Annotated in this window: 24 protein-coding genes and 1 tRNA gene; 11 read left to right on the top strand and 14 right to left on the bottom strand. The window is 34.1% G+C overall.

Translation table 11 applies throughout. The annotated features are described in order from the left end of the window. The first annotated feature begins 248 nt into the window (after nucleotides 1-248). The 6 genes from Q0K80_RS06930 (at nucleotide 249) to Q0K80_RS06905 (ending at nucleotide 5,664) form a co-directional block, all read left to right on the top strand. Nucleotides 249-1,250, top strand: a complete 1,002-nt coding sequence (locus Q0K80_RS06930; protein ID WP_294604695.1) for a LacI family DNA-binding transcriptional regulator — start codon at nucleotides 249-251, stop codon at nucleotides 1,248-1,250. Between the two features lie 199 nt (nucleotides 1,251-1,449). Beyond that, nucleotides 1,450-1,887 (top strand): MFS transporter, encoded by a 438-nt coding sequence (locus tag Q0K80_RS06925; RefSeq protein ID WP_294604693.1) that lies wholly within the window; start codon nucleotides 1,450-1,452, stop codon nucleotides 1,885-1,887. Beyond that, the gene (locus Q0K80_RS06920; RefSeq protein ID WP_365935359.1) at nucleotides 1,868-2,662 is read left to right on the top strand and encodes an MFS transporter; all 795 of its coding nucleotides are present in this window, start codon (nucleotides 1,868-1,870) and stop codon (nucleotides 2,660-2,662) included. The genes Q0K80_RS06925 and Q0K80_RS06920 overlap by 20 nt, the downstream gene beginning before the upstream one ends. After that, a complete protein-coding gene (locus tag Q0K80_RS06915) occupies nucleotides 2,655-3,011 on the top strand; it encodes a hypothetical protein (RefSeq protein ID WP_294604687.1) in 357 nt (118 codons plus the stop codon). Before Q0K80_RS06920 ends, Q0K80_RS06915 begins: the two co-directional genes overlap by 8 nt. A gap of 73 nt (nucleotides 3,012-3,084) precedes the next feature. After that, entirely contained in the window at nucleotides 3,085-4,632 is a 1,548-nt protein-coding gene (locus Q0K80_RS06910; RefSeq protein WP_294604684.1) for a beta-galactosidase trimerization domain-containing protein, read from the top strand. 9 nt (nucleotides 4,633-4,641) lie between these two features. Next, on the top strand, nucleotides 4,642-5,664 hold the full coding sequence (locus tag Q0K80_RS06905) for an alpha-L-fucosidase (RefSeq protein ID WP_294604682.1): 1,023 nt from the start codon (nucleotides 4,642-4,644) through the stop codon (nucleotides 5,662-5,664). A 186-nt stretch (nucleotides 5,665-5,850) separates the two neighbouring features. Here Q0K80_RS06905 and Q0K80_RS06900 read toward each other — a convergent pair whose 3' ends face one another. From Q0K80_RS06900 to Q0K80_RS06880, 5 genes are all read right to left on the bottom strand, one after another. Then, complete coding sequence (locus tag Q0K80_RS06900) at nucleotides 5,851-6,081, bottom strand: cytochrome b5 domain-containing protein (RefSeq protein ID WP_294604678.1); 231 nt, start codon at nucleotides 6,079-6,081, stop codon at nucleotides 5,851-5,853. Between the two features lie 80 nt (nucleotides 6,082-6,161). Further along, on the bottom strand, nucleotides 6,162-7,040 hold the full coding sequence (locus Q0K80_RS06895) for a lysophospholipid acyltransferase family protein (RefSeq protein ID WP_294604676.1): 879 nt from the start codon (nucleotides 7,038-7,040) through the stop codon (nucleotides 6,162-6,164). Beyond that, nucleotides 7,037-7,984 carry a glycosyltransferase family 8 protein gene (locus Q0K80_RS06890; RefSeq protein ID WP_294604674.1) on the bottom strand — a complete coding sequence of 316 codons (948 nt, stop codon included), beginning with the start codon at nucleotides 7,982-7,984 and terminating at the stop codon, nucleotides 7,037-7,039. Before Q0K80_RS06890 ends, Q0K80_RS06895 begins: the two co-directional genes overlap by 4 nt. A 21-nt stretch (nucleotides 7,985-8,005) precedes the next feature. Then, the gene (locus Q0K80_RS06885; RefSeq protein WP_294604670.1) at nucleotides 8,006-8,845 is read right to left on the bottom strand and encodes a glycosyltransferase; all 840 of its coding nucleotides are present in this window, start codon (nucleotides 8,843-8,845) and stop codon (nucleotides 8,006-8,008) included. A gap of 10 nt (nucleotides 8,846-8,855) precedes the next feature. After that, a complete protein-coding gene (locus Q0K80_RS06880; RefSeq protein WP_294604668.1) occupies nucleotides 8,856-9,620 on the bottom strand; it encodes a 1-acyl-sn-glycerol-3-phosphate acyltransferase in 765 nt (254 codons plus the stop codon). A 555-nt stretch (nucleotides 9,621-10,175) separates the two neighbouring features. Here Q0K80_RS06880 and deoC point away from each other — a divergent pair. Then, nucleotides 10,176-10,883 carry a deoxyribose-phosphate aldolase gene (gene deoC / locus Q0K80_RS06875; protein ID WP_294604665.1) on the top strand — a complete coding sequence of 236 codons (708 nt, stop codon included), beginning with the start codon at nucleotides 10,176-10,178 and terminating at the stop codon, nucleotides 10,881-10,883. A 109-nt stretch (nucleotides 10,884-10,992) separates the two neighbouring features. Next, the gene (locus tag Q0K80_RS06870; protein ID WP_294604662.1) at nucleotides 10,993-11,712 is read left to right on the top strand and encodes a GntR family transcriptional regulator; all 720 of its coding nucleotides are present in this window, start codon (nucleotides 10,993-10,995) and stop codon (nucleotides 11,710-11,712) included. 2 nt (nucleotides 11,713-11,714) lie between these two features. Here Q0K80_RS06870 and Q0K80_RS06865 read toward each other — a convergent pair whose 3' ends face one another. The 6 genes from Q0K80_RS06865 to Q0K80_RS06840 all read right to left on the bottom strand — a co-directional run bounded on the left by Q0K80_RS06865 (nucleotide 11,715) and on the right by Q0K80_RS06840 (nucleotide 16,434). Then, nucleotides 11,715-12,443 (bottom strand): DUF4097 family beta strand repeat-containing protein, encoded by a 729-nt coding sequence (locus Q0K80_RS06865; RefSeq protein ID WP_294604660.1) that lies wholly within the window; start codon nucleotides 12,441-12,443, stop codon nucleotides 11,715-11,717. 316 nt (nucleotides 12,444-12,759) lie between these two features. Then, a complete protein-coding gene (locus tag Q0K80_RS06860) occupies nucleotides 12,760-13,494 on the bottom strand; it encodes a DUF4097 family beta strand repeat-containing protein (RefSeq protein WP_294604657.1) in 735 nt (244 codons plus the stop codon). 205 nt (nucleotides 13,495-13,699) lie between these two features. Then, entirely contained in the window at nucleotides 13,700-14,590 is an 891-nt protein-coding gene (locus Q0K80_RS06855) for a DUF4097 family beta strand repeat-containing protein (protein ID WP_294604653.1), read from the bottom strand. Nucleotides 14,591-14,670: 80 nt separating this feature from the next. Continuing rightward, nucleotides 14,671-15,480 carry a DUF4097 family beta strand repeat-containing protein gene (locus tag Q0K80_RS06850; protein WP_294604651.1) on the bottom strand — a complete coding sequence of 270 codons (810 nt, stop codon included), beginning with the start codon at nucleotides 15,478-15,480 and terminating at the stop codon, nucleotides 14,671-14,673. 2 nt (nucleotides 15,481-15,482) lie between these two features. Next, on the bottom strand, nucleotides 15,483-16,127 hold the full coding sequence (locus Q0K80_RS06845; protein ID WP_294604648.1) for a DUF1700 domain-containing protein: 645 nt from the start codon (nucleotides 16,125-16,127) through the stop codon (nucleotides 15,483-15,485). Then, nucleotides 16,111-16,434 (bottom strand): PadR family transcriptional regulator, encoded by a 324-nt coding sequence (locus Q0K80_RS06840; protein ID WP_294604646.1) that lies wholly within the window; start codon nucleotides 16,432-16,434, stop codon nucleotides 16,111-16,113. Before Q0K80_RS06840 ends, Q0K80_RS06845 begins: the two co-directional genes overlap by 17 nt. Before the next feature lie 468 nt (nucleotides 16,435-16,902). On the opposite strand from Q0K80_RS06840, the gene Q0K80_RS06835 reads away from it, so the two are divergent. Then, nucleotides 16,903-17,496: an ABC transporter transmembrane domain-containing protein gene (locus tag Q0K80_RS06835; protein WP_294604643.1), complete on the top strand. Its 594-nt coding sequence runs from the start codon at nucleotides 16,903-16,905 to the stop codon at nucleotides 17,494-17,496. Nucleotides 17,497-17,675: 179 nt separating this feature from the next. Then, nucleotides 17,676-18,488, top strand: coding sequence for an ABC transporter ATP-binding protein (locus tag Q0K80_RS06830; RefSeq protein WP_294604640.1), 813 nt, complete (start codon nucleotides 17,676-17,678; stop codon nucleotides 18,486-18,488). Between the two features lie 250 nt (nucleotides 18,489-18,738). Here the strand turns inward: Q0K80_RS06830 and Q0K80_RS06825 are convergent, their stop codons facing one another. Both Q0K80_RS06825 and Q0K80_RS06820 read right to left on the bottom strand, forming a co-directional pair. Further along, nucleotides 18,739-19,827 carry a DUF4097 family beta strand repeat-containing protein gene (locus tag Q0K80_RS06825; RefSeq protein ID WP_294604639.1) on the bottom strand — a complete coding sequence of 363 codons (1,089 nt, stop codon included), beginning with the start codon at nucleotides 19,825-19,827 and terminating at the stop codon, nucleotides 18,739-18,741. An 86-nt stretch (nucleotides 19,828-19,913) separates the two neighbouring features. Continuing rightward, nucleotides 19,914-20,789, bottom strand: coding sequence for an alpha/beta hydrolase (locus tag Q0K80_RS06820; RefSeq protein ID WP_294604635.1), 876 nt, complete (start codon nucleotides 20,787-20,789; stop codon nucleotides 19,914-19,916). A gap of 258 nt (nucleotides 20,790-21,047) precedes the next feature. On the opposite strand from Q0K80_RS06820, the gene Q0K80_RS06815 reads away from it, so the two are divergent. After that, nucleotides 21,048-21,368, top strand: a complete 321-nt coding sequence (locus Q0K80_RS06815; protein ID WP_294604633.1) for a hypothetical protein — start codon at nucleotides 21,048-21,050, stop codon at nucleotides 21,366-21,368. Between the two features lie 148 nt (nucleotides 21,369-21,516). Here the strand turns inward: Q0K80_RS06815 and Q0K80_RS06810 are convergent. Continuing rightward, nucleotides 21,517-21,592 (bottom strand) — tRNA-Lys (locus tag Q0K80_RS06810). Nucleotides 21,593-21,938 lie beyond the last annotated feature (346 nt).

Below are 21,938 nucleotides of genomic sequence, written 5' to 3'. Positions count from 1 at the left end.
TTTATTTTGAATAGTAAAAATTGAAATAACCAAGACGCTTTATCTTTATATAGTAAGATTTTTTATTTTATATGTAACTAAGTAATATTATAATGTCTATTTTTTGTGAGACAGTACAAGAGTACAATTATCAAGAGAAGTAATTTGAAAGCATATTCAAACTTTAAATGATAAAATGTTTAGAGCAAAAGAATACTATTTTATTGTAAATCATTAAACTTTAAAAAAATGTAAGGAGAGATCATCAGTTGGCTACAATTCGTGATGTTGCGAAAGAGGCAGGTGTGTCTTTAGGTACTGTTTCACGTTATTTGAATGGGTATACTCTAAAAAAAGCAAATATGGAAAAAATTGCTGCAGCGATTAAGAAGCTTGATTTCAAGCAAAATTATTTAGCAAAGGGTTTAAAAACAAAGAAAAGTCATGCAATCGGTGTTGTCGTAAACGCCCTAACAGATATTTTTGCTGCATCCATAGTCACTTCTTTAGAGGAACTATTGGAAAAAAATAATTATGAATTAATAATTACCGATTATAAAAACAATATAAAATTGCTAAACGAAAAACTTAAATTTCTTTACTCAAGGAATATAGATGGCATCGTTCTTTTTCATGTTGAACAAGCCGTGCCCATATTAAAAGAATTTCGGAAGAAAAAAATTCCGGTAGTAGCTGTTGATACTCCTATATCTGGTTTTGAATGCGATACAGTACTGCTGGATAATTATCATGCCTCTGTTGAAGCTGTCGAATCTCTCTATGAAATAGGTCACAGGCAGATAGGAATTATTTCGGGAGGACAACAAGGGTATGTCGGTTCTGAAAGATTACGCGGCTATGTTGCTGCAATGAAAAAATATGGTATTTTTGATCACGAATTAATAGCAAGTGGAAGTTCATTTAAAGATGCAAGCTATAATGCTACTTTAGATTTACTTAAAAATAATCACCAAATAACTGCACTATATTCTACAAATTATTATATGACAATAGGAGCTATTCAAGCGATAAATGAATTGAACCTTAGAATTCCTAATGATATTTCGTTTATTGGCTTTGATGACTATGTCATTTCTACAGTAATAAAACCACAGCTAACTGCTGTAGCACAACCAGTTACGAAAATTGGTCGAAAAATCGGAAAAATAATTTTGCAAAAAATTGCTAATCCCAGTATCTTGGCATACGAGACAGAATATTTTAAAGCCAGAATTGTTTGGCGAGATTCTGTCAAAAATAAAAACATTTAAGAAAGCGATTGCAATTAATTCATAAAAGTAATATTATTATTGTATAATTGAACCGGTTCAATTATTAAAATTTTTAATTGCATACATCAATTTGGGGTTCATTTTCGTAATATATAGTATTCTTCTTTAGAGAACATTATATTTTATTACAAAAATGAACCGGTTTAAAAAATTACTTATTTAAGTAAGGAGAAATTTTATGGATGACAAAAGTGTTATTCAGCAGAGTAAAAAACTGATGATAGCGATCATGGGTATTTCTCTGGTTTTATCTACTTCAGGAGCAATTAGTGGTACTATTCCCTTAATGGAAAAACATTTTGCTAACATGCCAACTTCTACTGTAGAGTTGATTGTCACTATTCCAAGCTTCTCAGGTATTTTTATTCCGTTGCTTGCTGGTTTTATTGAAAAAGTTACTGGTAAAAAATTATTGGCACTAATAGGATTAGGCATTACTGCAATCTGTGGTGTTATTCCGGTATTTACCGGTAATTATTGGTTGATTTTATTTTCCAGAATAATGGTTGGAGTGGGGATCTCTCTACTTACTCCGTTAAGTGTTTCATATATCACAGATATTTATGATGAAAAAAGAGCTAATGAGCTTTTAGGTTATAGGAACTCTTTTTATTAATATTGGCAGTACCGTTTTACTCTTTTTAGCTGGTTATCTGATAAAAATTGGTTGGCATTCTGCCTACTGGGTATTTGCTCTGGCTGTTATTCCTTTCGTAATGACTTTGGTCTGGATACCTAAGCGTTTTGATAATTATAGCGTTACTGTTGGCGAAGATGTCGATCAGCAAAAGATTAAGCAGACTACTAACTGGCAAATAATTGGCTATGCAATTTTGTTTGGCATTATGCAAATTAGTTATATGGGGATTAGTCTTAAAATTCCGAGCTATATTGTTAATAATCATATTGGTGACAGTAGTACTGGAAGCTTTATCTTAAGTTTACTGCCAATTGCAGCTATTGTTTCCGGACTTCTCTATAAATACATTTATCATGTCTGGCAGAAGAATACCACTGCATTTAGTGCTACAATTGCTGGCCTTGCATTAGGAGCTACACTATTTTCCCGCAATTCCTACTTAATTGGCGCTTGCATTATGATTTCAGGCTTTTTCTGGGGTATTATGAATCCTCATATGACTGAATTGTTTGCTCTTAGTTCACCAAAGGGTTCAATGACGTTGAGTACATCCATAGTTATCTTTGGAATAAATATCGGTGGAACGGTTGCCCCATTTATCTTCCAATTTTTAGGATCTATATTCCATAATTATAGCCCTGAAATGGGTCTGACCATTTCAGCACTTATTTGGATTGCTTTTGGTGTGGTATTTTTGATTGTAAATTTGATGTTAGCTAAAAAAGCTAAAGAAGATAATAAAGATGCGTAAAAGAACTGTTCACTTAGATTTTCATACTAGTCCGTATGTTAAAGTTGGTGAAAAATTTGACAGTCATGAGTTTGCCCAAACGCTAAAAAAGGCTCATGTCAACTCCATAACCTGTTTTGCCCGGGATCATCATGGGTATCTTTGGTATAATTCTAAAAACCATCCCGAAATGATTCATCCAGGACTAGTAAATCATAACTTGCTTGAAGAACAAATTAAAGCTTGTCATGAGTTAGGAATAAAAGTTCCTATTTATTCTACATGTCAATGGGATGAATATTGCATGTTAAACCACCCAGAATGGCTTTGTCGGGATCCTGAAGGCAATAGAATTAATATTAGGTATTGAAAAGCCTAATTTTAATGATGTTTTATGTTTAAATAGCAATTATCGTCATTATTTGTTCGACCATGTTAACGATGTGATAGACAGTATTGGAGCAGAGAACATTGATGGTTTCTTCTTTGATATTTTCTTCTTAGTGCCATGTGACTGCAGACATTGCAGAAAAGAAATGGCTCGTCTAGGAATCGACCACACAATTGAAAGTGAACGTGTGCGTTATTGTCATTTAATGCTAAAAGAATTTAAACGTGAAATGACTAGTTTAATTCATAAACGGATTAAGAATGCTACTATTTTTTATAACGGTTCTCATGTTGGAACTTATATTAAAACTTCACTGCGTTACTATTCACACCTTGAAATAGAGAGTCTTCCTGGTGGAAACTGGGGCTACGATAATTTCCCTCTAGTAGACAGATATGCTAGAACACTGGGTAAAGATATTATCGGTATGACTGGAAAGTTTCATACATCATGGGGTGATTTTCAATCCTTTAAAAATAAAGAAGCTTTGGAATATAAAGTTTTCCAAATGTTATCTTTTGGTGCGGGTTGTTCAATCGGTGACCAATTACATCCTAGTGGTCAATTATCTCCTGCCACTTATGAATTAATTGGCCATGTGTATAAGACTGTAGAACAATTAGAACCAGAACTTGAAAATACGAAGCCTTTAGCCGAAATTGCCGTAGTTACTCCGGAAAGTATATGGGATAACGGCATGACTCTAGATGAATCCCTTATTGGAGCCAACCGGGTACTTGATGAATTGGGATATCAATTTAATATCATAGATTTAGAAGCAGATTTTTCTCAATATAAATTGCTGATTCTGCCAGACAAAATTAAAGCCACCCCAGAAAGTTTTGCTAAACTACAAAATTATGTCAAAAATGGTGGCAAGGTGCTGTTGTCGTACCAGTCAATGGATCAGGGAGCTTATGATGAGAACCCTCTGACTGGTAATTTAATGGAAGGACATTCTTTCTGGGATCGCGATTATATTTATCCTAATTCACAAATAGGACATAATTTACCTCAAGAAGAACATGTTATGTATGAGCAGGGAATGGCTGTTGAACCAATTAGTTCAAAAGTCATTTTAGAGACACGTGAACCCTACTTTAACCGTGAAGGTAAATATTATTACGGTCATAAACATGCTCCTTCCACAGGCAAAAAGGGTGTACCAGCAGCTACTCAAAAAGGAAACTGCATTTACTTTTCACACCCTGTTTTCAAGATATATCGTGACTATGCTCCTCGGTGGGTGAAAGAAATTATCTCTGATGCTTTGAACATATTACTTCCAGATCGGTATGTTGTTAAGCCAGAAGATAAGCCAAGTCTGTCAGCACAGTTACATTACTCATCAAATGAAAACAAGTTTTTGTTACACCTATTAGATTATCCTCTAAAGAAAAATGCGGTTAATTTATATACTATTGATGAACGGACACAGTTGATAAATCAAAAATTTACAGTTTTAGTAGGAAACAGAAAAGTTAAAAAAGTCGAGCTTATAAGGCAAAATCAGGAAATTGCTTTTCAGCAAGATGATACCAAAGTTAGCTTTACGGTTCCCAGAATTGACGGCTATGAAATTGTAAAAATACAATGTTAGGAGAAGTATATGACTAAAAAAAATAATATTGAATGGTTCAAAAATGCTAAATATGGCATGATGATTCATTGGGGATTATATTCTCTTCTTGCTGGTGAATATGAAGGAAAATCTTCAAGTTATTATGCCGAATGGATTCAATCTAAATTGCAAATACCTATTGTTAAGTATCGCCAACTTGCAACGACTTTTAACCCGATTTATTTTGATGCTGATCAGATTGCAGCTTTTGCCAAAAGCTGTGGTATGAAATATCTAGTCGTTACAACTAAACACCATGATGGCTTTGCCATGTACCACTCACAAATAGATTCCTATAATGTTTATGACGCAACACCATTTCATAGGGATGTAATCGGAGAATTAGCAGAGGCTTGTCAAAAGGCAGGTTTGAAATTTGGCCTTTATTATTCGCAAGACTTAGACTGGCATGAACCTAACGGTGGTGGCTACCTTTCAAATGATATCGAATCAGCTGGTACTACTTGGGATAACAGCTGGGATTTTCCGCAGAAAAACAAGAACTTTGCTCAGTGTTTTAATGACAAAATCATCCCCCAAATTAAGGAAATAATGAGTAATTACGGTGAGATAGCTACAGCTTGGTTTGATGTACCAATGACTTTGACTGAAGCACAGAGTCAGGAAGTATACGACACGGTTAAAAAACTACAGCCAAACTGTTTGATCAATTCCCGTCTTGGTAACGGTAAATATGATTATGTTTCACTTGGTGATAATGAAATTCCAAGTGACAAAGAAGAAAACCAGCAAAATGTTGATTATAATTCAATTGAAGGATTTAAACCATCTTCTTATGGTTTATATGAGACAGCTGGTACAATTAATGATTCTTGGGGCTTTTCGTATCGCGATCAAAATTGGAAATCTCCTGCAACAATTTACCAGTATCGCAAGCACTTAAATAGCTTGGGAATCAATTATCTGTTAAATGTTGGACTTGATGGTTTAGGCAGAATTCCGTTACCTGCACAAGAAAATATTGCAGCTGCAGCTAAATTGGCCGAATAATATTAAAACTTAAATAGTAAGATGTAAATGAGCCTAATTTTCGTAATTTGAAAGTTAGGCTCATTTTTTGTTTTCTAATAATTTAAAGCATTATAACCAAAAATCACAATTTTTATTAATTTCAGATAGATAACAAAAAGAAAGACTACATTAACAATCTTTCTTTTACTTATTTTGTTTATCTAATTAGTCTTCGTAGGTACCAACCTTTTTCAGTTTACCTAGAACACTTTCACCATGAGGTGATTGTCCTATAGCAACTGTTAAATCACGGCCGGCTAGATTGCCATGGTGCTGACCATCAGTCCAGTGAGGATTGCCGGTTACATCATAAACAACACCCTTAATAGCAACATAGGCTGGATTGCCATTTTTGCCATCATATTTTGCTAAAGACTCTTTTGTAAATTTTTCCATTGGAAATATCCCCTTTCCAAATACACTTACTTATTGTCAGCTTAATTATAGTCGCAAAAAACTCACAAGTCTAACTTTTATTACAGTCTTTTTTTATAATTAAAGCGCCAGCCAGCAATGTCCCAAGGGGTAAAAGTCAGATCCAACTTACGCTGGTAAGCCTTTTCATAAGCCGCAACTTTTTGCTGATAATCACATGCCATTATCTTCTTGGAATTTTCATTGGCACTTAGTTTAACGTCTGGAAAAATTGGTGGTAAAACGTGGACTACATATTTTGTTTTATAAAAATTAGGATGATCTTTTTCTAGCTTATCGATTGTTTGAATTTCAATAAAAGTAGAAATGACTGGGACATTTTGCTTAGCAGCAAAATAGTACGCGCCCCGTTTTAATTCGCGTGGTTTGCGGTAATTCCACCACATTTCCTGTTCAGGATAGATTAAAACCCAGTTGTTTTGCTCTAAAGCATCATGAAGGTGACGAGGAAACTCGTTACCGACATAGCTAGGAGTTTCTATTAAGGGAATAGTGCCCACATAGTTCATTAAATAGCATAAGATTCCCGGTAATTTCAAATTAGTATCTTCAATGGCAATTTTCAATGAATGATGAGCTTTATTTGCTAAATGCTTAATAGGAAGAGAATCAATTTGATTAAAATGATTGGCAGTAATAATTGCCCCGCCTTGAGGTAAATCAGCCAGGTTTTCAAGTCCAGTAAATGTGGTCGATGATGTCAAAATATGCATCAAAGTATTGAAAAGCAAGTGACCAATTCGATCGTTTATTTTTCCCTTGACAGTTTTTTGTTCATGCCAAAAATTGTTGACTAATTCTTTACTCTCCTTAATAGATAATACAGGATCACCAACCTCGACTTTGGCATGCCAGTCCTCATTAGCAACAGCATCTTTAATATTTTGAATTACTTGTTCACGATTGTCACCGATAATCATAAACTAACAGGTCCTTGTTTTTTTACATTAGCCCAGTTATGAGGGTCATTAATGGTCTTGTCTTCTTTGGCCAACATATGATCTAATTTATGTCGGTCTTCATCACGCTGTTTATCAGTGTAATTATTTAATTCAGCTAATAAATCATTGTAAAACTTAGTTTCTTTGGCACTATTCCAAAAATAGTCTTCATATTGAACCTTTTGAAAATGCCAAGGTTTAAAGAAAAGATTGTAGTGAATTAAACTGGGATTAGCAAGGGGCTCAGTATTGTCATTTGGCATTGCATCCCATTTGGGATCTAAATGTAAAATTCTCTTGTCGCCAATTTCATTTAAGTAGTCTTGATCAGGAGCGATACAGTCAAAATGATATTTTTTAAGCAGATCCACAAAATGGTCAATAAAGTGTTCGTCGCGAAAGGCTTTGCAGTTTAAAACCAGCATTCCGGAATTGATATATTTTTTCGGATCAAGAACTAACACTTCTTTAATATACTTAACCATTTTTGTCACATATTGAATGGATGAGTCTGTACAAGCGGCAAAGAGATTGTTCCCCAGCTCAGTGTCATACAGTTTGCCAATATCATCGTTAACGATTGTGTCGCTGTCGATATAAATAGCCTTGTCGTATTGTGGAAACAGGTCAGGAATAAATAAGCGGTAAAAAATGGACATGGTGAAAAAGTCAGCCCGCAAAAAGTTTTCGGTACGATTTTGAATAGGAGCAACTATTTCATCATTAATATTAAAAAACTTAACGTGAACATTGCTAGTACCTATTTCTTGTAGATCCTGTTTATGCTGTGCAGTTAGATCCTGACTTAAAAAATAAACTGTATAATCTTTATCATCAGCGGCATTCTTAACCAAAGAATTGAGTGATACTGCCGCATATTTTGTAAAGTCATCACTGATAGCATAAAAAACTGGAATTGTCATGTTGTAATTTTTCTCCAAACGTTATTTTTTTATTAAATTGCTTTTGACATTGAGATAATTAGTCAAAATGTCGTCATATTCATGCAATTTTAGCACTTTATGTACACGTTGAACATCCCACGGCTTAACCGTCAAGGTATGAAAGACAGGCCAAAAGCGAAAACTCGTAGTAAAGTGTTGGATTACAGTATCTGGCTGCAATTTATACTGTTCATTATAACGCCTGGGAGCAATTTTCTTTTCTCGCGCATAACGGTTAAGTGCAGTTTGATCCGGCATTAAAACTGTTCTGGTTTGTAAGAGGTGCCGAACGCGAGCAAATAAGTTAGTTTTCCTGATTTCAGGCAGATTAAGCAGTAAAACGCCGGAATTAACGTAATCAAGCACTTTGTGTTCGTGCAAGTTGTGAAAAAAGAAGCGACCCCAATAATCAAGAACACCGACAAATTCAGTTCCAGTTAGATCCTGCTGGTAAAAACTGACTAAACTGCGTCTGACAATCACGTCAGCATCAAGATATAATATTTTATTTGGCAGTTGTGGTATTTCATCGGCAAAAAGTCTGAGCATAGCATAGGGAGTAAAATGAGTACTCATATTTGCTATGAGAGGTTCTCTGACAAATAAACCAGTGCAGTCCATCAATTTTAAAGTGTTTTGGGGATTTTGCTTTACTAAAAGTGATTTGATGTAATCAGCCGCTTGCTTACTAAAAGGCTGAAATTTTTTATGATAACTTTGAGTATACATTGTTAGGATGTATATATGGAGTTCTTGGGCACCACTGTTTTTCAATAATGAAAGGGTAGCGATAAGAATGCCATCTTCGGCGTTATGGTCACCGCAAAAAAGAATATTCATTGAGAACTCCTTAATTTATTTTTTGGTACGTGCAATATTCATAATTACTTTTTAAGGCACGTTTTTGCATTGCGTGATAAATTTCCTGGTGCAATTTTTCTTGTGCCTGCTTTTTACCAATGTGTAAATCCGGGTAAAAAGGACCGTCTATATATACAATTATGTTCGGCCTTTTACCCCATTTGGGTTTAGTATAAGTTGTAGTCATAGTAAAACTGGCGACGCCAAGTGTAACAGGAAAGTGCATACTGGTTGCTGGAAAAGGCCTGATTTTGGTGTAGTAAGGCCAAACGTGAGCTTCAGGATAGATGACAACTACTTTTTTAGACTTAATAACAGTAGCTACTGCCTTAATTAGTTTACCAGATTGCTGTAAGTTCTGACCCACAGGAAGCCCAAAATAAGGCAAAACGAATTTGCCTAAAACAGGGATGCCCCAGTTTGACTGTGCCCCAATAGCATAATAATTTTTGGTCGGAATAATACTAAGCGGCAAAACCACGTCACCAAAGGCTTGGGTATGGTTGCCATAGATAAAGTAGCCCTGATTTGCCGCAGCTTGCAGTTTATCTTTGCCAACTATCTTTACCCTTAAAACCAACTTAATATAGATTATACTAATTAAATGTCCTAATGGACGTACAATTTTTGCCCAAACTTTTCCACCTAAAGAATGGGGAAATATATTATAGTTATTTGGCAAATGATAATCCTGGCTCTGGCTAACTACCAAATCATCAGTTAAATGATGATAAAAGTATTTTTGCTTACCCATGAAACCCTTCTTTCGATAATGCCATTAAGTAATTCTATCATGAATCTTATGATATTAAAAAGGGTGCGATATAGGTTAGTTGTCATAATTTTTACCTTAGTTATGTATTTCTATAAGGTTATTAGGAGCGTTTATTTCCTTCATAGATAGGTAATTACTTATATAAAAATATTATCGTAAGTAATTACTTACTTGTAAAGATGGATTTAACTTTAATTTATATAAAATGAGTAGATTATCTGAAAATTTGCTGCGAAGCAAATTGAGATCAGTTTAAGAACATGCTTTTAGAAAAATTGGGTTATTGTTAGCTAATAACTACATTTATTAGATAGTTTTTTTTAACTAACTGTCTGCAGTGATATGCTTCAATTAATTGGTATAAATCTAATAATTTGAAAAGATGTTTTACACTTATTCCTAGTTATTAATTCAGCAAATTTGTAAATACATATTTATTAATGTTGTTTTCTGTTAATTGCATTATAATATAATTAGCAGGATGAGCTATTACTCTTAAATTTATATTATGTAAATACAAAAAGAAGAATGACAATGAAATATACAATAGATGATTTTGCGCGACTAATAGATCATACTAACTTACATGCGGATGCGACTGAAGAAGACATGAAAAAGCTTTGTGATGAAGCTAAAAAATATCATTTTAAGATGGTAGCAATTAATGAAGTTCAATCTGAATTTTGTGCCCAGCAATTAAAGGGGACGGATATTGATACTGGTGCTGCGATCAGTTTTCCTTTGGGACAAACTACAATAACTTGTAAATTAGCAGAAACTAAAGATGCATTACAAAATGGTGCTAATGAGATTGATTATGTTGTTAATTTAACGCAAGTACGAGCTCATAATTGGTCTTATATCGAAGATGAAATGTCTCAAATGGTTAAACTTTGCCGTGACCATCATGTACCATGTAAGGTCATTTTTGAAACCTGCTACTTGACTAAAGCTGAAATTAAGCAGCTGGCTTTGATTGCTAAAAAGGTGAAACCGGATTTTGTCAAGACTTCAACTGGTTTTGGCACTGCTGGCGCAAAAGTAGAAGATGTTAAGCTAATGAAAGAAAATGTTGGTCCTGATGTCAAAGTCAAAGCAGCGGGAGGAATACGTAATACTGATGATTTCCTGGCAATGATTGCAGCTGGGGCAGAACGTATAGGTACCAGTTCAGGCGTAAAGATTATTGAAACTCTTAAACAACGATTTGAAAAAGATGGTATCAACGCAATTGAAATTTAAATAAAAAGTCAGTGTAAAAAAAGTAACAGCTAACTCTTTACACTGGCTTTTTGCATGGTATATTATTTTTATAATGACATAATTAGTAATGTGAAAGTGATGGAATAAATTGGCAGAAAAAGAACTCCCTAAATACCAAATAATTGCCAATGATCTTTTGAATAAAATTCAAACTGGTTTTTACCCGCAAAATACAATTATTCCACCGGAAACTGCATTAGCGGATAAATATCAAGTGAGCAGGCCAACAATGCGGCAAGCAATTTCATTGTTAGTTAATCAAGATTATCTGGAGCGAAAGCGTAAGCGAGGGACACTAGTTAAAAAGGTTAAGATTGAGCAAGAATTTACCCATTTGATTGAAAGCTATAGTGCAGAAATGAGCGCTAAGGGTATCTATCCTAAAACTAATTTGCTTTACTTTGATGAAGAAAAAGCGACACCCGAAGTAAGCAAAAATTTACAGCTGCCTGAGAAAGCACCGGTTTTTAAATTAGTGCGGCTGCGCTATGCTAATGATCAACCGATTGTTTTAGTTACAACTTATGTGCCTAAACAGAGGATACCTGAGTTGATTAATTATAATTTTGCTCAGGTATCTTTATATAGTACTCTTGAAAAATACCATTTAAAAGTTACTCGGGTAGTTAGGAGGTTGGAAGTAATAGAAGCTGACGAAACTACCGCTAATTTATTAAATATAGCAGTAAATAAGCCGGTGTTCTACTTTCACACTCAAGGACTGACAAGGGATGAACGGCCAATTGAATATTCGATTGCCAATTATCGGGGAGATATTAACTCATTTATAATTGATGTTCAGCGCTAATTTTATACAATTTTGATTGAGCCCGCTCCACACTGAACAGTTACTTGGTTTTGATCGTCACCTGGGCAATAAAAGCTCCGGCCTTCTCTATTACCGTGAAAATATATTGTCCCGACATCAGCAGATAAATCATAACCAATATTAGTATTATTGTCGTCAATCATTTTAAATGATCCGCTAGAGAGTATGAATTGACTTTTTCCTTGTAAATTATCAATTTTAACCGAACCAGCAGAAAGTTTTGCTTTTAGGTTTATATTGCAGTTGCTGATTGACAAACTGCCTGTTTCTAGATTAAGCTTTGCATCTTCAGTTATTGTGACGTTGAGCAATTTTGTTGAACCGGCTTCATTTTTCAATTTAAAGTGTTGCATATTAAGGTCAGATAAAAAGACACTTCCAGCATGTTCATTTGCTTGCAGTGTGTTAAGCGGTGCACCCTCTGGAATAGTAACTATTATTTTATTTATTTTGAAAGAATAATTGAAAGTAAAACTATGAGAATTATGTCCTTTTTCACGAATAAATAAAGTTTGTTCTTTAACTTCAGCAGTTACATAGTCTTTGTCATTACCACAAATTGTTACATGATAATTTGTTCCAGAATGAATATCAATGCTAAAGGCATAAAGATCTATTATGATGTTGGTAAATGAGGATAGGTCAATTTCATGTGGTTCAGGATCTGGCTTATTTTGAAAGTCAAGTGAACCATTAAAATTAATTTTCATTGTAATTTTCTTTCTTTAATCTAGGCTTAATATTATATTTGGTAAATATTAGCACCGCAACTTGATTTAGTCAATATAGGAATAAAAATAACGCATTTTTATTCTTATATTTATTTTAATGTGACAAAAGCTTCCAACTCAAAACTTTTGGAATTTTTAATTAATAACTATATCGCCGTACCCACTTGTAATTTTAAGCAAAGGTGAACCCTTTAATTTTTTAGAAAAGTGTTTGCGATGATTATTGCCATGAAAGTCAAGATCATCATGCGAAGCCGGTTGAAAGCTAGTAACTGATCTTAGGAGACCTGCTTATTTATTGAATTTTGATTGAGCCAACCGAGCTGATAGCAGTTAATTGATTGGCACTACCTTCATGCTTGTAAAAATGCTTATCCATTCTACTGCCGTGGAAATAAATTGAGCCTAAAGTAGTAGATAAATCATAATCAGTCTGATCATCTCTGTCGTCTAAAGTTTTTAGTGATCCGGCAGCCAGTTGAAAGTGGTTTTTTCCTTGTAAACCTTTGATCTTGACAGATCCAGCAGCTAGATTTGCATTAGAATTCATCTTACAGTGATTGATGTATAAACTACCAGCGTCTAGCACCATTTCGGCTTTATTTTGGATCGTAATGTCTTGTGATTTTAAGGAACCAGCATTTGCTCTGACATCAAGTTTCTGCATATTAAATCCAGCTAGGTCAATGTTGCCAGCAAAGTCAATTATCTGGACTTCATTGAGCTCTGCAGCTTGAGGTATGGTAATAGTTATTTTAGGTTTAATTTTGCGAATATAAACTTTTTTGTTAAAATGAGGCTTTCGTGCACGAATAAAAAGGGTTTTCTCTACCACACGAATTTTTATCCGATCAGGATTAATGTCATAAGTTGATATATGAAAATCAGGGCCTACTTGAACAGAAACACCAGAAGCGGCTATTTCAACATCTATGTTGCTAAAATTTTCTAAATCAATTTCTTGTGATTCTACTTTTTCATCATGAGTTTCAAATTCTTGATCAAAGTCTCCGCCAATATGTATTTTCATGATTAATCTGTCCCTTATCTTTTTAACACTAATTTAATTTTTGCTTTATCTTATAATATCATGCGAGTTTAAGTGAAGCAATAAAAAAATAAAGTATTAGATTTATTCAACTAAAATAACCAATTAAAAAGACTGGGATAAATTTTAAGAATCAATCCCAGTCTTTTTGCTTTATGAGGTTAATCAGCTGCAAATTGTGTGGAAGTTAATTTATGAGAATATCACCGTCACCACAAGAAACTTTGAGTAGAGGCGCACCCCTTAATTTTTTAGCAAAATGTTTGTGATAGTTATTACCATGCAATATAAGTTCATCCTCTGAAGAAGTTGTCAACTGGTAACTGATCTTAGGAGGTCTGCTCATTTGGAAATCTCCTTCACTTAAATTAAAGGAGCTGTCAGCCAATAATTTGGAATCATTGACTCTTACGTCACCATCACCCAAAGTTGCCTTAATTTTAAATTGACTATTTGTAATAGTTAAATCACCTTCATTAAAGTTTAAAGTACTATTCGTTAAAATTGAATTATTAACTTTTAAATCACCGTCGACCAGGTCAAAATTAGCTTTGCGAGCTTTCACGTTTTCAGCACTGACATTACCATCTTCAAGCTGTAAGTTGAGGTCAGAAACAGTTAAGTTAGTTAAATGAATATTACCTTCAGAACATGATCCTGATATTTCTGTGATAGAGTCATCTGCCGGAACGGTAACATTTACCTGATAAGTCCCGTCCTCATAAGCATTATTGTCAGATATGGTCAGCTGGCCGTCTTCAACTTTAGCATTAATCTTTTTGACATTAGGACCGCTGATAGTAACTTGAAAGTCGTTTCCCTTAGTGATTTGGATATTGGGCTCTTCGGCGTCAATATTAATCTTAGAAAACTTATCTACATTAAAAGTACGTTTTTTGGCTACTACGTGGTGGGATTTTCTACTTCTTTGATAATGATTAAAGAAATTGCCAATATTAGTCGTCTGACCCGAATGAATATTATTAATATCTTCATTGCCACCTTTGGCATGGCCAAAAATAAATAAAATGATGCCAATAATGACGATCAAGCCGCTAATTTGGTAAAATTTTTTCATTGTTATCCTCCTTGTTTTGGCTAAGTCTTTAAGCTTTAAATGGGTGCTATTAACACATCTAAGTAAAATTTATTTACCCACTAATTAATTAGAATATCGCCATCCATGCTGGTAACCTTTAGTACGGGTTTATTTTTAACTTTTTTTGCAAAATGGTTAGAATGGTAAGAACCTTTAAACATGATTTTATCATCCGAGTGGTTTGTCAATACATAGTTGATTTTAGGGGCGTTTGACATTGAAAAGTCGCCGTCATTCAATATAACTGAACTGTTATTTAGTATTTGAGAGTCGCTAATTTTAACATCGCCGTCATTTAGTTTTAGTGAACTACGTGAAAAAGTTGACTGGTTTACTTTGAGGTCACCGTCATTTGAATTTAGGTCAAGGTTTTTCGCAGTAAGCTTATTAAGCAAAACGTCGCCATCTTCTATTGTCAAATTGATGTGGGGAACATTTAAACTGTTGATATAAAAATCGCCTTCTTCACAAAAACCAGTTATCTTTTTCACTGCGTTTTTAGCAGGAATATAAATGTCGACTGCATAATAACCATCGTTATAATGATGTTCTGGCTGATCCGAAATAGTGAGCTGATTGTTAGCGACATTGGTTTTTATTTTTTTGATGTCTGCTCCGTGACCACCTCTAACCACCACTTTAAACTTGTTAATATCCTTAAGTGAAATTCTGATATCGGGTCTGTAACAGGCTAACTTAATACTGTCGAACTTTTTCACGTAAAAAGTCTTGCTTTCATTATAATGAGCGTGTTTACCATTATAATCATGTGACGGATTATCATTTAATCTGAATACGACTAGTAGAATGAGACCAATAAGTAGTATCAGTCCAAAGATTAGACCACAGATTTTATAAAACTTTTTCATTTTTATTTATCCTCATTGGTATTTTTTTCAGAACTCGTCTGAAAGTAATTTTTCTTAAGCAGGTTTTTACCTAAGTTTCTAATAATTTGGGTACACTTGGCAATTAAAATTTGGCCTAGTTTAACAATAAACGGGAGTAACAGCAGGATAACGCCGATACAAATTAACGATTTACCTAAATAGACGCAGCCTGTTGGCCAATCACTGGTGAATAGGAGAGATAGCGACTTCAGAAAGTTTAAACCGCCACCAACAAAAAAGTTAAATAAAAATCTTATTAAAGCAAAAAATAAGCCAAAGAAAATAGCCAGTAGAAAGAAGATTCCGAATAAAATTACCAAAATAAGCGGGATGCCGATTGGTGCAGCACAAATACCCAATAATATATACCAGCTGGCCTTTAAATTTGATCGTGGAGTATCTGTTTTAGCGGGTGCTGAGTCATCTTTAGTTGAATAATCAGCTAGAATATTGATTGCCAGCTGCTTAGGGGTTCCTAATTCTGCCTCAATTGTAGAACGTCTGACGAAGTCGCCATCTAATAAAAATTCACGGTAAAATTCAACGACATCTTCACGGTCTTTTGCAGGCAAATCGACTAAGTTTTGTTCAAGTTCGGCAATATAATCATCAATTACTTTGGTCATTTTGTCCTCCTAATACTTGATTAACTCTTGCACTAAAATCTAGCCATTCATCTTGAATTGAGTTTAGCATCGTTATTCCTTCAGCAGTAATGTGGTAATAGCGTCGGTTTCGCCCCTGATAAGGTTCATCGTAAGTTGTTAAGCAGTTATCCTTTTTCAGTCTTCGTAAAACAGGATAGATAGTTGACTCGGAGATAGAAAAAATCTTTTGCACATTTTGTGTCAAAGCGTAGCCATACAGATCATCTTGTTTTAGAAAAGCTAAAACCGCACCATCTAGCAAACGAGTTGGTATTTGGATTGCCATGCTTTGCCTCCCCTAATATTATATGTTATATAATATTTTAATTTAGGCCACAGAAATTAGCAAGTACCAAGCCATAACTTTTTTATAAATATACCGAAAAATTAACAATCGACTTTTCTCAAAATGTTAGGACAAAAAATAACCGTCTCTGTGCTGGCATACTTTGGCGGTTATTAATTTAATACAGCTTTTGTTTATAAAAATTATAATAAAAAGATTGCAATATTATAAAACTTAATTTTAAATATTATTTAATAGTTATTGAGAATTTTTAAAACCAGGATTGCATGATGAATTAATAAAAAACTTAAATAAAGTTCTAAGAACAAATACTTCGAAATGTCGCTTTTTGAAAAATTTGGGCTTAAACACGCTCCTTATAAAAAATAATAAGGGAGTACAAAAGGGTTTAAGCTCACCTTATGCGAATATTTCTACTACCAATAAATTTATATTAGAGGGTTGTAAATGAAATATATTTTTAAAAAAGATCCTAAAAGAGTAATAGTTTACCTTATTTTAACCATTATTTTGGCGCTATTAATGGTTTCAAATTCGCTGGTATTAAAGTCCATTATGGACGTGGCTTCAAGCAAGGGCTTAAATAAATATGTGTCATTGGTTATCAATGTATTGTTATTTATTTTGGCTCAGTCTCTGGCATACTATTTGCAGCAGCTAAATTCACAATATCTGGCAAGAGAAGCTGTGTCGGTCTATCGTAATGTAGTTTTTGAACGCTTGTCCAAACAAAGATTGCTAACACTTAATTCAAATGAATCTGGGCAATACATTTCACTGTTAACTAGCCAAATGGATAATTTAGGGCAAAATTATTTTTATACCTTTTTTTGGGGATTATATTTACTACTACAATTTTTGGCTGCCAGTTTGCTCTCCTGGATAATAAACCCAGTGATGGCAGTATTTGCTATTATTTTAAGTATTCCAAATATTCTGATACCAATAATTTTCAAGAAAAAATTACAATTAAAAAAAGTAGCACAATTGCTGCAACTAATGACTATGTTAATAAAACGAACGACTTATTTTCTGGTTTAACAGACTGGAAGGTAAATCGTTCTGAATCTGCAGTAGTTGCAGAAGAAAACAAGATCAATAAAAAATTATTACATAGTGAAAAAGAAGGACTAAAAACAGAGAATACAGTTACAGTTCTCAATAAAACTTTTTCTGATTTTTTGTATTTTGGTACATGGCTAATTGGTACATTCTTTATTATGAAGAATAATTTATCAATAGGCCAAATTGTGGCATTTACTCAATTAGTTACGAATATTTCTTTTCCTATTTACAGTTTTTCTGATCTATTTTCCCAATGGATCGGCGGGAAAAAGGTATTTGACTCTATAGAAAAGGAAACTGACGAAGAAACCATTACCTTTGAAAACGATAAAGCCATTGCGCCCTTTTCTAGTATCGAATTAAAGGATGTAAGTGTTTCTTTTAAAGAAAAAAATATTATTGATTCACTGAGTCTTAAAATTACAGCTGGGAAAAAATATTTGATTGTTGGTAAAAGCGGTAGTGGTAAGTCTACTTTTATCAAACTTATAACCAAACAATTAGATGACTACCAGGGAGAGATTTTCTTAAATGGAATAAATATAACTCAACTTACTGATAACCAAATTTATCAAAATATCAGTTACTTACCACAAGATGGTCACGTTTTTGCGACTACATTGCGTAATAATTTAACTTTATATAAAAATTATCCGGATGAAACTATAATTAAAGTATTAAAGTTCGTAGAATTAACTAAATGGGCTAACGCCAAATCTTTGAATATGAATCTTGGAAATTCAGATACAAAAGTTTCAGGAGGAGAAGCTAAGAGAATTGAATTGGCAAGACTAATACTTCGGGAAAAAAGTGTGTTAATTTTGGATGAATTCTCTTCTGGAATAGATAAAATAACTTTGCAAAAAATAGAAAGTAAGCTTTTAAGTTTACCTGTTACATTATTATATGTAACGCACACATATGATGATGACTTAATAGCTAAAGCGGATGAGGTTATTCGATTTTAAAATGTTGTAGTAGTGCAACTTTTTAGAGGAAGCTTTATATCTTGAAGAAAACAGAAAAAACCTAATAAGCTCAAGTTATCAGGTTTTGGGCCAGCCATAATACTGGCTAGAATTTAAATTAATGATCAAAGTGGGTTACCCCACATATAGGTGGAGAAACAGGTCGAACCTTTTTCATGTTAATAAGTGAAATATAGAAATATATGTGATAGTAAATTGATTAGGTAGTATCTTTTTAATTTATGTATTTCTAGCTAATGATAATATCTCCGTCTCTTGAAACTGCTTTTAGAGAATCACTTTGTGCATTTTGGCTATTAAAGCTGTTGCCAATATTGGAATGGTGATAAATGATGTCTCCATCACTTGTTTTTAATTGTACGCTGATCTCGTGAGCAAGATGGCTTAACCTCAAATCACCATCTGCAGTTTTAACAATGTTTTTGCTAGTAAGCTGACTGCGCTCAATCTTAATATCTCCGTCTCTTGCTTCTAGGTTGAGGTTAGCGTGACATTGGTTAATTTCTACATCGCCATCACCTGTTTTGACGACTATTTGCTTAAGGATACTGCGTTTAAAACTGAGATCTCCGTCATGAACTCTACTTGATAACTGAACAACTTTTGATTGGGTGACAAAGAAGTCAGAATCTCTGCCAAAAAAGGTTAGTTGGTCTGAGACTTGAACGTTATTTAAGTATAAGTCGCCATCATGCAAGTTAAGTACAATATTATTGAGACTGAGATTTTGTAACATAATGTCACCATCGCGGTTATGTCCGCTAATTCCAGTTAACGAATCTACATTAGGAACGGTAATTTCTACACGGCTGGCATTGGTAAGCCTGTTGAACATAAGCACATGAGTTTTTTGTTCAGTGGGAAACTCTTTAACTACTAATGTCTGCTTAACTAAATCTATTTGTATTGGCCGACTACTATAATCTGCCACTACTACTTGAAATTGCTTACCTTGACGAAGCACTACATCGGTGTCCAATACTTCCAGTTTTACTTCACTAAAGTCTCCAAGAGCAATAGTACGCTCCCTGCGCGGATATCTTTTAACGCGCAAACCGTTAAAATAATTATCACTGGCATGGGGAGCATTAGCGGAAGATGTGGCTGCTGTTAAAAACTTAACATAGTCATGTTTAATCTGTTGGGCCAAGCTGTCTGGAGTTCCTAATTCTCTAATAATTTCTTCTTTTGTTTGAAAGTCGCCATCAAGTAGAAAATCACGGTAAAAATCTAATGTATATTTTTGCTCCGCGGTAGACAAAGTTGATAAATTAAGGGCTAACTTTGAGATGAAAGTTTCAAATAGTGGATTCATCATTTTTCTCCTATTACTAAAAACGTACTTTTTATTTTATTATACGCTAAAATTATGATAAAAATATTAAAATAACTTAAAATCAAAAATTATTTTGACCACAAAAATTGCCCAATGATCTGATCAACTTTGTGATTTTCATGTAATTTGCTATGCTGACCATTTGCACCCTTAATTTCAATTTCATGATACTTGCCCTTGCCTCTTAGCAGGTAACGCAAAGATTGTGCTGAAACACAACTGACATCATCATCTGAATTAGTACCGTCTTCTTTATTACCAAAAATATTTAATATAGAAACATTATTGGGAAAATTATGACGGTGCTTTAAAAAGTAATGGTATGATGGAGTCATATATTTTGGCCGCCCATTTTTGAGCAGGTAATTATTATTGGGCTCCTCATCTATGCCAATGATGCCGTTAAAGGGCGCACCGAGATTGACTTGTTTTTTTAATCGTGGCAAGTTTTTGTCTTTACCATATTTTAGCTGGTAGGCGAGTGTCATGATGTTTCCCATGGAATGAGCAACGGTATTATAGTGTTTAATGTGATATTTTTGTTTTAAGAGTAAAATCAAATTATAAAACCACTCGCGGGTAGTATAATAATTACTGTTTTTATTATCTTGTAGAATCACTTGAATAAGTGGTCGTTTAGTAGCGCGTGGCCAACTTCCTTGTAAATCAACTTTGCCGCTAGCAAAAATTCTGGCCGTTAAGACCTTGTGAGCACCATTATGCTGCTGAGCATATGCAATCATGCTTGCAGTAGATCGTGCTCCGGCACCATAGCCATGCAAATAGATGGTAGGCACTGCTGCAAAAGGCGTTTTTTTCTTGTATGCGGAACTGACTTCTTCATTCGGCTGAGGGCTTGTCTTTTTAAAAGTATGGCATAACGTGGTTGCAAGCAGCAGCACACCTAGAATACTGCCTAATCCAATTAACCATTTTTTCTTCATAGATGTTACCTGTTTTTATGATTTAATTATTAATTATATTTTATATGTATTATTCTAATATTAAAATTGTAAAAGGTTAATAATATAGTCTAAATAGTAATGCTAGCTCTAGATGTTCTTACATTGAAAGGAAAATTATTTCATGGCTCCAATTTTTATTTTAATCAGAGGGAATTCAGGCAGTGGTAAAACCGTTTTAGCTAATTATTTGCAAAAGCAGTTTGGTTACCAAAGATGTTTACTTTTGCATGAAATGTATTGCGCCTTGATCTTTTACATGTTAAGGAAAGAGTAGCAGCACCAACTGCCAGTCTAATAGACTCACTGGTAATGTGGGGCATACAGTATTATCCCATAATTATATTAGAAGGGATATTGCCCAAAAAGATTTATGGCCCAACTTTAACTAAAATAATTCATGAATTCGGTGCAGGAGCTTTTGTTTATTATTTAGATATTTCTTTTGCACAAACAGTAAAAAATAATGATAAAAAGAGCAGTCCTTTTCCACTCGCAACTCTTCAAAAATGGTGGCTTGAAGAGGATACACTTGGCGGAAAAGAGCGTAAACTGGCATAAGGCTCGATCAAGGAATCGGCAGAGGCAATTTTGACAGATATTGCAGATTATAAAATGAAAAAAGGTGACCGGAACGTCACCTAAAATTTAATTAATTAAAAAAGGCAATAAAAAAAAGCACCGACTACTTGCAGTGCTATTTTTATTATGGTGGGTGGCCAGGGGCTCGAACCCTGGACCCACGGATTAAGAGTCCGTTGCTCTGCCAACTGAGCTAGCCACCCATTATCATTTCTGTTGACAGTTAATTATGATAACAATTAATTTGCTTTTTGACAAGGCTTTTGTATAAAAAAGTATGAAGAATTCTACTTAGCCTTTGACTGACCCCAAAATTTTGGTTAGGCATCAAAGAGATGATTTTGATATTTTATAAAATTTATGATGTTTTGCAAAATTAGAGCAAGATTATCAGAATTGACAAATAAAAACTATTTGATATTATGTAAAGGTTTAACAAAAAAGACAGCAATCAAGTGATTACCGTCTTTAATAATCAATGGGTGGCCAGGGGTTCGAACCCTGGACCCACGGATTAAGAGTCCGTTGCTCTGCCAGCTGAGCTAGCCA

Source organism: uncultured Lactobacillus sp., from assembly GCF_945290125.1.
Lineage (GTDB): Bacteria > Bacillota > Bacilli > Lactobacillales > Lactobacillaceae > Lactobacillus > Lactobacillus rizhaonensis.
Note: the sequence above shows the minus strand (reverse complement) of the source record. Positions and strands in the feature narration are given on the sequence as shown.

Coding starts and splice junctions, on each gene's coding strand:
- Q0K80_RS06835 (WP_294604643.1), top strand. CDS start 16,903: ATGAAATATATTTTTAAAAAAGATCCTAAAAGAGTAATAGTTTACCTT.
- Q0K80_RS06855 (WP_294604653.1), bottom strand. CDS start 14,590: ATGAAAAAATTTTACCAAATTAGCGGCTTGATCGTCATTATTGGCATC.
- Q0K80_RS06845 (WP_294604648.1), bottom strand. CDS start 16,127: ATGACCAAAGTAATTGATGATTATATTGCCGAACTTGAACAAAACTTA.
- Q0K80_RS06850 (WP_294604651.1), bottom strand. CDS start 15,480: ATGAAAAAGTTTTATAAAATCTGTGGTCTAATCTTTGGACTGATACTA.
- deoC (WP_294604665.1), top strand. CDS start 10,176: ATGAAATATACAATAGATGATTTTGCGCGACTAATAGATCATACTAAC.
- Q0K80_RS06905 (WP_294604682.1), top strand. CDS start 4,642: ATGACTAAAAAAAATAATATTGAATGGTTCAAAAATGCTAAATATGGC.
- Q0K80_RS06840 (WP_294604646.1), bottom strand. CDS start 16,434: ATGGCAATCCAAATACCAACTCGTTTGCTAGATGGTGCGGTTTTAGCT.
- Q0K80_RS06865 (WP_294604660.1), bottom strand. CDS start 12,443: ATGAAAATTAATTTTAATGGTTCACTTGACTTTCAAAATAAGCCAGAT.
- Q0K80_RS06860 (WP_294604657.1), bottom strand. CDS start 13,494: ATGAAAATACATATTGGCGGAGACTTTGATCAAGAATTTGAAACTCAT.
- Q0K80_RS06820 (WP_294604635.1), bottom strand. CDS start 20,789: ATGAAGAAAAAATGGTTAATTGGATTAGGCAGTATTCTAGGTGTGCTG.
- Q0K80_RS06895 (WP_294604676.1), bottom strand. CDS start 7,040: ATGATTATCGGTGACAATCGTGAACAAGTAATTCAAAATATTAAAGAT.
- Q0K80_RS06890 (WP_294604674.1), bottom strand. CDS start 7,984: ATGACAATTCCAGTTTTTTATGCTATCAGTGATGACTTTACAAAATAT.
- Q0K80_RS06915 (WP_294604687.1), top strand. CDS start 2,655: ATGCGTAAAAGAACTGTTCACTTAGATTTTCATACTAGTCCGTATGTT.
- Q0K80_RS06825 (WP_294604639.1), bottom strand. CDS start 19,827: ATGATGAATCCACTATTTGAAACTTTCATCTCAAAGTTAGCCCTTAAT.
- Q0K80_RS06885 (WP_294604670.1), bottom strand. CDS start 8,845: ATGAATATTCTTTTTTGCGGTGACCATAACGCCGAAGATGGCATTCTT.
- Q0K80_RS06880 (WP_294604668.1), bottom strand. CDS start 9,620: ATGGGTAAGCAAAAATACTTTTATCATCATTTAACTGATGATTTGGTA.
- Q0K80_RS06900 (WP_294604678.1), bottom strand. CDS start 6,081: ATGGAAAAATTTACAAAAGAGTCTTTAGCAAAATATGATGGCAAAAAT.
- Q0K80_RS06925 (WP_294604693.1), top strand. CDS start 1,450: ATGGATGACAAAAGTGTTATTCAGCAGAGTAAAAAACTGATGATAGCG.
- Q0K80_RS06830 (WP_294604640.1), top strand. CDS start 17,676: ATGAAGAATAATTTATCAATAGGCCAAATTGTGGCATTTACTCAATTA.